Raw genomic sequence first — 7804 nt, forward strand, 5'->3', positions numbered from 1 at the left:
GTTTTAAAAATACCTGCTTCTTTTGTGCCGACAAAAAAGGTTTTATCCCTGTCTAAATTAGGAGAAAAAGCAATTGTATCCACTGCCCCCACATTAGCAGGTAAGGGGAGATTCTGCCAAGTTTTCCCCCCATCGGAGGAACTGTATAATTTACCCTGTTCATCCCCAAAAAAAATGCGATTAGGATTGTTGGGAGTAATAGCGAGAAAGGTTATCAGTGCCGTGGTGGGGAAAATATTTGACCAATTTTTACCACCATCTGCGGTTAAATAAACCCCTTTTTCTAATCCCACTGCTGCTGCTATATTGGGATCGGAAGGGGCAATTTGTACAAAGTTAATAAAGTTAGTTGCTAAACCCTGATTAACTTTCTGCCAAGATTCCCCCGCATCTTCACTTTTATAAATACCATCGGATCTTGAAGCTAGATAGAGAATATTTTTATTGAGGGGAGATAGGGATAAGGAACTTAATTCCCCCGTATAATCTAAACCTTGAATTAATCTTGTCCAGTTGCTACCTCCATCCCTAGACTTATAAAAGTTATTTCGCACCAAGATATATACTGTATTATCTGTCTGGAAATCGGGAGAAACTTCCACTTGACTAATTACATCATGGGGACGATGGGCAAAAGCAGGATTACTCCAAAGACAAAAAACTGTAGCGATTATCAATAAAATGAGATTAAACTTGTGGGCGAATCTCAGCAAACTTTGGCGATTAATCATACTTAAACTGCTAATATCGAGGATAAAAATTGACCTAATCTAGCAAAGGGCGATCAAAATTTGACCAAGGGTTCTGTAAGAGTATAGACGAAAATGGCTATTATAACCATTACTAAAATCAGGCTTATTTGCTATCAGCATAGATCAGAACCAATCTCTACACTTTGATTATTGTAGAGACTCATTGCCTTTTGTAACCCTTGTTTGAGACCAAGTTCGATCGCTTTTCTGGACAAGTCTAACACTTTCAAGATGACTTCGTTTTCTTGGGGGGTGAATCGGCCTAAAACGTGGGAAATAGTTGCTTTTTCGCTTGATTTACCGATTCCTATGCGTAAACGAGCGAAGCTTTCCGTGCCAACGTGGGCAATCATCGATTTAATACCGTTGTGTCCGCCAGCCGATCCCGATAGACGGATTCTCAACCGGCCTAGGGGCAGATCCATATCATCGTAAATGACTAAAATCGACTCCGGCTCCAGTTTATACCAGTCCAGCACCGCTCGCACCGATTGCCCGGAGCGATTCATATAGGTTTGGGGTTTTAAAAGACGAATTTTGCCCGGGAGAGGACTGTCACCTTCGGCAATAAAACCTTGAAATCGCTTGTTTTCCTGCCAAGATAGCCCCCAATCCCGTGCTAATGAGTCCACAGCTTCAAAACCGATATTATGACGGGTGCGATCATATTTGGGTTCAGGATTACCCAAACCGATAATTAGCTGAGGAATGATTAAATTAGGGGTTTTATCGGAATTCATAGGGGAAAATCGGGTTTTTAACCATGACCCGACTCTTATTATCCCCGAATTAGCACTCCGAGCGCTGGAACAAAGTTTCTAGATAAACCTTGGCACAGCTATTTTGCTCCTCAAAATTCATCCTTTCGGAGGATTGACAATTAAGTAGAAAAAATGATATAGCCGCCGTAAACACACCATCTTGATCCCAACTGGGGTGAGTTTCTAGATATTGTTGTAGGGATTGGTGGAGGATTTCGGGGATTTCTGCCAAGATACTGACTGATGTATTCATATCGTTTACCTCTGATCGGAAGTGGGGAAATCCCTGACTGGTGCAGTGGACAGTAAGGACTATTGTGAGCCAAGTTGGGGGGAGTTGCAATATTACCAGATGTAAAGGAATGCTTCAGAAAAACTTAATATTTACGAGGGAATAAGGGTTAGAGCTAGATTTTATTTACTTAACTTAACAGTAACTCAGTATCTATCGATGGGTATTTTGACAATCAAGATTAATTTTTTCTGGAAGCAAGTGCCGATTCTATCGCTGTTGCCTGTGGAAAAGTCTGGGTAAACTGTGGAAAACTGGGGAGTGAGTGGGGAAAGACCGGGGAATGTATGGGGGAAAACATCGGGGAAAAATAAGATTTGCAAATTTTAGTCAGCAGTGATGATCAAGACTACTTAGGGTTTGCTGAATAAATCTAAAAACCTTGTTGGATAAGACTTTTGGACTTTTTTCCCCTCAAAAAGTGCCAGCCATTGCGGGGATCGGGGGAAAATTCAGGTACTTTTTCCCTGAAAATTAGGTAGTTGACCACCTGAAAATCGGTAAAACCCCACACCCCACACCCCACACCCCACACCCTGCCCCTAGGAAAAGCTTTTTCAGCAAACCCTACTTAGGCACTCTTGCCAGAGTACCTTTTCTAGCTGAATGCTGGCTGCTATGCTTTTACCACCAATACGGAACAGGTAGCTTCTGCCACCACGAGACTACTAACAGAATCTTCGATCACCCGTTGAACTCCCGTTAATCCCCGGCTGCCGATCACGATCAGATCAGCTTGATAGATATTAGCTAAACGAATAATTTCCTCCGCTGGATCACCAAAGATGACCTCGATTTCACTAGGGGTAGCAATCTGGGATTGATAGCAGCGCAATTGATCTTCAATGATCTCACGGGAGGGGTGAGGGCGATCCACTGCCGATTCATCTCCCTCCTTACTGAGAATATGGGTGAGTATAATGCAAGAATTTGCCGTTAGAGAAAGGGAATTCAAAGCATGGAGGACTCGATGGGATGATTCCCCACAATCCAAGGCAACAACGATATTTTTAAACATTTTGACTAAATCCTACCGCTAAATAAATTTCCAATTAAGATTCCAAGGCAAAAAATCTATAGATAATTTTATAGGTTATTGCGATCGGTTAGGATTTCATAACCTGTGGCGGTTACTAGGACAGTATGCTCAAATTGAGCGGAGAGAGCATTATCCATCGTCACCACCGTCCAACGATCGCGTAAAGTTCTGGTATGTTTAGATCCCCCATTGACAATTGGTTCAATTGCCAGAGTCATCCCGGCGCGGAGTTTGACATTGGGTAACTCATTAGTGCGAAAATTAAATACCGAGGGTTCTTCGTGGAGATTTCTGCCGACTCCATGGCCGGTAAAATCTTCTACCACCTGGAAACCGTTAGCTTGAACGTGATCTTCGATCGCTCCCGCAATATCGAGCAGATAATTGCCCGCTTTTACCTGATTTATGCCTTTATATAAAGCTTCTTCCGCCACGCGGATTAATTTTTCGGTTTTTGGAGAGACGGAACCGATAGCGATCGTGATACAGGAATCCCCATGATAACCTTGGTAGTAGGCCCCCGTATCTACCTTTAACACAGAACCAGCTTTGAGGCGTTTTTTCGGGCTAGGGATACCGTGAACGACTTCGTTATCGACGGAGGCACAAATCGAGGCAGGAAAGCCATAATAACCTTTAAAACTGGGAGTAGCACCCATTTCGCGAATACGTTTTTCCGCATAGACATCCAGAGCCGCCGTCGTCATCCCGGGTTGAGCGATCTCGGCGATTTCCTTGAGGACTGTAGCGGCAATTTTACCCGCTTGTCGCATAATAACGATTTCTGCGGCGGATTTAGTTTCGATTCCCCGGCGGCTTTTCTGTACTCGCGGTGAACCTACTTGCTCTGGAGTTTTAGTTTCGGGAAAAAGCAGCTTGGTTAGGATGTTCATGGACAGTTGGCTGTCGAGTCTTTAACTTAACTTAGCATTTTCCCGGCGATCGATGACTGCTCTGGAGAAATCAAAAATCTTCCCTTAGGTGAGGAGACAGGAGACTCCGAGACAGGAGATGGGGAGATAGGGAGATAGGGAGATAGGGAGATAGGAGAAGGGAGTGGGGAGATGAGGATAAAAAAGACAAGAGACAACTATACTAGCCATAAAACCGAAAATTATCGCAAATTTATCTGACTTTTAAGATATTTTGAGCCGATAGCACATCGAGAACTTACTTTTGCAGGAGAGCTAAGGGACATTTAGAAAAGCTATAGTAGGGAAAAGGCTATTTTTCTGGCGAGGTGACAATTTATGGCAGTCAAAAAAGAGTTTTCCAGTTTTCAGGAACTGTTGCAAACCACTAATCTTCCCGTGTTAGTGGATTTCTATGCCACTTGGTGCGGTCCTTGTCAAATGATGGCTCCGATTCTAGAACAAACGGGAATGTATTTCAAAAATCGCCTACAAATTGTCAAAATTGATACAGACAAATATCCCAATTTAGCCACTAAGTACGGTATTCAAGCTTTACCGACTTTAGTAGTCTTTAAAAATGGTCAACCGATCGATCGAATCGAGGGAGTGGTGCAGGTTAACCAACTGGTTCAACATTTACAAACTCTGTTGTAAGATAATTTTGAACCAGAACTAGGAGTTAGTGTCATGGCAAAGGCGATTTGGAATGGTGCAGTGGTAGCGGAAAGCGATAACTGCGAAATTGTCGAGGGAAACTACTATTTTCCCCCCGATACCATCAAAGCTGAATATTTTCAACCCAGTAACACCCATACCATTTGTTCTTGGAAAGGAGAGGCTAGTTATTATACTCTCAGGGTAGATGGACAGGACAATAAAGATGCCGCTTGGTATTATCCCGATCCTAAACCAAAAGCCCAAAATATTAAAGGATATATCGCTTTTTGGCGAGGTGTGAAGGTTGAGAAATGATCGCCATCTACCCCGGCAGCTTCGATCCAGTTACACTCGGTCATTTAGATATTATCGAACGCAGTGTGCCACTATTCGAGCGAGTAATCGTGGCAGTTCTCTGCAATCCCCATAAAAACCCCTTATTTACCGTCGAAAAACGCATAGAACAGATCAGCTACTGTACAAAACACCTGAAAAACGTTGAGATAGACAGTTTTTCAGGATTAACGGTTGAATATGCCAGATTGAAAGGTGCTAAGGTGCTGTTGCGGGGGTTGCGGGTTCTCTCAGACTTTGAAAAAGAACTGCAAATGGCACACACCAATAAAACTCTCTGGGAAGGAATCGAAACGGTTTTTTTAGCCACCACTAAAGAATATAGTTTTTTAAGCAGTAGCGTGGTTAAAGAAATCGCTCAATTCGGTGGCTCTGTCACCCATCTAGTCCCAGAAAACGTTTCTAGGGATATTTACTCATACTATAGCTAACATACTAAAATACAGTAATGAGGACGATCTGAACCTATGGCGCGCCGAGAACCTAATGATCCCAGAAAAGCAGTACCTAACACTTCTAATAGTGGGGTTCCCAGTCCACCCGTCGATTTCGATATCTATCAGGATCTGGCGCGTCTGCAAGAGATGATTTTTGATAGTTTCCATATCCCCCTCACCCGTTGGACAATCATCGATGAGGGACAGATATCCGAACAGATCGATCTCATCTATGAAACCGTGCCACCAGCAGTACAGAAAGCTTTGGCAATTTTGCAGGAAGAACAGGAAATTATCACTAAAGCGGAGGAATACGCTCAACAAGTCCTTCGTTCCGCTCAACAAAGAGCCGCCCAAATTCTCGATGAGTCCGGTATTATTCAACAAGCAGAACGGCAAGCGGCCCAAATTCGTCAACGGGTTCAGCAGGAATGCGAATCCTTGCAACAACAAACCCTCGATGAAATCGAACAGATGCGTCACAGCACCTTGCAGGAAGTGCAACAGTTACGACAAAAAACCCAAGCTGAATGTCATGAAATTCAAAAAGGCGCTGACGACTATGCCGAAGCGGTTTTAGAACATCTCGATCGAGAATTAGGGGAAATGTTACAAGTTATTCGCAACGGTCGTCAACAGGTAAGATCGAAACCAACATCTTCAAAAAATCTACCCGGAGAACGTCCTTAATCAGTTATCAGTTATCAGTTATCAGTTATCAGATGTAAGTTTTAAGTTAATTAGTTAGTTAGTTATCTTCATCTTTATCCCTGATTACTGTTTACTATTTACCGCTCGCTGAAAAGAACCAAACCTCCGATTCCTCACCGATAACTGATAACGGAATTTCATGAATAACTCCTCCTCGAATTCCCATCTATTCGGACGCTTTGTCAGCGGGTTATTCAGCTGGAAAATTTGGTTATTTGTCCAGATATTTCAAGGCAGTAACAGCTTTTATCGATTCCTGTATCATTATTTATATCGTCGTCCTAAAATCGATCGCATTCTCAGTAGCGATGTCATCTATATTCCCGATAAAAAACTTTATAGCATTCCCCTCGATGTGCTGAAAATGGAGCGGCAAATGGTTAATAGTGAGCGCCAGCAGTTGACTTCTATTACTACTTGGAAAGTTAAAACGATTCATCCCACCATCACCGAAACCGAGATACAACTCCACGATATTACCGTCGATTTACAACAGGTACACCTGATTAAATCAGACCTTAATAACTATGATTATACTAACACTCGCCGCTTGGCTCCTCTGGTGAAAACCTTACTTTTTGAAATTAACCCCAAAATTGCCAGTTTAGTAGAAAAGAAAAATCAATTAAATAGACTGCGAAATCTGGCCGCATCTTCCGAAATTTTTCATTCACAAACCCCATTGTACGATCGAGCAATTAATCAAGTCCAGCTAATTATTGATCAAGCGGAAGCTTTGAGACAAGAATGTTTAAAATTTATCCGAGAAACCCTGATCGAACGGGAATTAGTGCAATCCGAGATCGATAGCAATCTCGTTGATTGTAACCTCGATTTTGCCAGTCAATATCAACTAATTCAAGAAAAATATCAACTCTGGAAAGAAGAAGTACAAGCTTATTTTGAATTAAAAGATTCTTCCCTACCTAAAAATTAACTATGACCATCAGTATTCAGTATTCAGGAGTTAGGAGTCAGGAGCCAGTATTCAGGAGTCAGGAGATTATTTTTATTTATTCTCCCTTTTGCATGAGTGCATGAGTGCATGAGTGCCTCTCCTGATATGTAGCCTATACTCAACGGATTTAGTATTATGTCTAGTTTAACGGCAATTCGTGAACATATTTTTGCTTGGGGAAAACGCACCTATATCATGGGTGTTTTAAACGTTACTCCCGATAGTTTTAGTGATGGGGGAGAATTTGACAATGTTGAAAATGCCCTGCTACAAGCGATGAAAATGATCGAGGCTGGGGCTGATATAATCGATATCGGTGGTCAATCCAGCCGTCCGGGAGCGCAAGAAATTAGCCTAGAAGCAGAATTATTGCGAGTTATCCCCGTAATCACCGCTATTCGACAACAAAGTTCTATTCCTATCTCTCTAGATACCACTAGGGCGATTGTAGCAGCCCAAGGTATCGCCGCTGGGGCCGATTTGATCAATGATATTTCTGGGGGAACCTTCGATCGCCTATTATTGCCGACGGTGGCTAAATTGGCCGTTCCCATCATCCTCATGCACCTGCGGGGCAATCCGCAAACCATGCAATCTCTAACACATTATGACGATTTAGTCAAGGAAATTAAAGAATTTTTACAGAATCGCGTTAAGGAAGCTTTACAGTGGGGTATTGCTAGGGAAAATATTATCATCGATCCAGGGATTGGTTTCGCCAAAACTGGACGACAAAATCTTGAGTTATTGCGAGAATTAGGGCAATTTCGGGATTTAGGTTTACCTATTTTAATTGGATTGTCGAGAAAACGCTTTATCGGCGAGATTACAGGCAAAGATGACCCAAAAGAACGAGTTTTCGGAACGGCGGCGGCCTGTGCTTTAGCGATCGCTAAGGGGGCCGATATCCTGCGCGTCCATGATGTGGA

At 42.6% G+C, this 7804-nt stretch carries 12 protein-coding genes; 6 read left to right on the forward strand and 6 right to left on the reverse strand.

Going from position 1 to position 7804, the window contains the following annotated elements:
* From PX481_RS15585 to PX481_RS15610, 6 genes are all read right to left on the reverse strand, one after another.
* Positions 1–731 (reverse strand): WD40/YVTN/BNR-like repeat-containing protein (locus PX481_RS15585; RefSeq protein ID WP_502888607.1); only part of this gene is annotated, 731 nt, incomplete at its 3' end.
* A gap of 134 nt (positions 732–865) precedes the next feature.
* Positions 866–1492: an aminoacyl-tRNA hydrolase gene (gene pth, locus PX481_RS15590; RefSeq protein WP_002758066.1), complete on the reverse strand. Its 627-nt coding sequence runs from the start codon at positions 1490–1492 to the stop codon at positions 866–868.
* 49 nt (positions 1493–1541) lie between these two features.
* Positions 1542–1766: a DUF2811 domain-containing protein gene (locus PX481_RS15595; protein ID WP_002758065.1), complete on the reverse strand. Its 225-nt coding sequence runs from the start codon at positions 1764–1766 to the stop codon at positions 1542–1544.
* A gap of 655 nt (positions 1767–2421) precedes the next feature.
* Complete coding sequence (locus tag PX481_RS15600; protein ID WP_002765346.1) at positions 2422–2823, reverse strand: universal stress protein; 402 nt, start codon at positions 2821–2823, stop codon at positions 2422–2424.
* A gap of 68 nt (positions 2824–2891) precedes the next feature.
* The gene (map, locus tag PX481_RS15605) at positions 2892–3737 is read right to left on the reverse strand and encodes a type I methionyl aminopeptidase (RefSeq protein WP_288024817.1); all 846 of its coding nucleotides are present in this window, start codon (positions 3735–3737) and stop codon (positions 2892–2894) included.
* A gap of 84 nt (positions 3738–3821) precedes the next feature.
* The gene (locus PX481_RS15610) at positions 3822–3947 is read right to left on the reverse strand and encodes a hypothetical protein (RefSeq protein ID WP_288024819.1); all 126 of its coding nucleotides are present in this window, start codon (positions 3945–3947) and stop codon (positions 3822–3824) included.
* 147 nt (positions 3948–4094) lie between these two features.
* On the opposite strand from PX481_RS15610, the gene trxA reads away from it, so the two are divergent.
* The 6 genes from trxA to folP all read left to right on the forward strand — a co-directional run.
* Positions 4095–4412, forward strand: coding sequence for a thioredoxin (trxA, locus tag PX481_RS15615; protein ID WP_002765348.1), 318 nt, complete (start codon positions 4095–4097; stop codon positions 4410–4412).
* 33 nt (positions 4413–4445) lie between these two features.
* Positions 4446–4730 carry a DUF427 domain-containing protein gene (locus tag PX481_RS15620; RefSeq protein ID WP_002743550.1) on the forward strand — a complete coding sequence of 95 codons (285 nt, stop codon included), beginning with the start codon at positions 4446–4448 and terminating at the stop codon, positions 4728–4730.
* Positions 4727–5200 (forward strand): pantetheine-phosphate adenylyltransferase, encoded by a 474-nt coding sequence (gene coaD, locus PX481_RS15625; RefSeq protein WP_002758057.1) that lies wholly within the window; start codon positions 4727–4729, stop codon positions 5198–5200. Before PX481_RS15620 ends, coaD begins: the two co-directional genes overlap by 4 nt.
* A 36-nt stretch (positions 5201–5236) precedes the next feature.
* Positions 5237–5896, forward strand: a complete 660-nt coding sequence (locus tag PX481_RS15630; protein WP_002758055.1) for an ATP synthase subunit B family protein — start codon at positions 5237–5239, stop codon at positions 5894–5896.
* Positions 5897–6056: 160 nt separating this feature from the next.
* Positions 6057–6854, forward strand: coding sequence for a hypothetical protein (locus PX481_RS15635; protein WP_002758053.1), 798 nt, complete (start codon positions 6057–6059; stop codon positions 6852–6854).
* 156 nt (positions 6855–7010) lie between these two features.
* Positions 7011–7804, forward strand: a 794-nt coding sequence (gene folP / locus PX481_RS15640; RefSeq protein ID WP_288094928.1) for a dihydropteroate synthase, incomplete at its 3' end; no start/stop codon positions are given.

Source organism: Microcystis sp. M53603_WE2 (genome assembly GCF_030065435.1).

Excerpts from the sequence above, each read along its gene's own strand:
- pth (WP_002758066.1), bottom strand. The coding sequence starts at position 1,492 with ATGAATTCCGATAAAACCCCTAATTTAATCATTCCTCAGCTAATTATC.
- PX481_RS15595 (WP_002758065.1), bottom strand. The coding sequence starts at position 1,766 with ATGAATACATCAGTCAGTATCTTGGCAGAAATCCCCGAAATCCTCCAC.
- PX481_RS15600 (WP_002765346.1), bottom strand. The coding sequence starts at position 2,823 with ATGTTTAAAAATATCGTTGTTGCCTTGGATTGTGGGGAATCATCCCAT.
- map (WP_288024817.1), bottom strand. The coding sequence starts at position 3,737 with ATGAACATCCTAACCAAGCTGCTTTTTCCCGAAACTAAAACTCCAGAG.
- PX481_RS15610 (WP_288024819.1), bottom strand. The coding sequence starts at position 3,947 with ATGGCTAGTATAGTTGTCTCTTGTCTTTTTTATCCTCATCTCCCCACT.
- trxA (WP_002765348.1), top strand. The coding sequence starts at position 4,095 with ATGGCAGTCAAAAAAGAGTTTTCCAGTTTTCAGGAACTGTTGCAAACC.
- PX481_RS15620 (WP_002743550.1), top strand. The coding sequence starts at position 4,446 with ATGGCAAAGGCGATTTGGAATGGTGCAGTGGTAGCGGAAAGCGATAAC.
- coaD (WP_002758057.1), top strand. The coding sequence starts at position 4,727 with ATGATCGCCATCTACCCCGGCAGCTTCGATCCAGTTACACTCGGTCAT.
- PX481_RS15630 (WP_002758055.1), top strand. The coding sequence starts at position 5,237 with ATGGCGCGCCGAGAACCTAATGATCCCAGAAAAGCAGTACCTAACACT.
- PX481_RS15635 (WP_002758053.1), top strand. The coding sequence starts at position 6,057 with ATGAATAACTCCTCCTCGAATTCCCATCTATTCGGACGCTTTGTCAGC.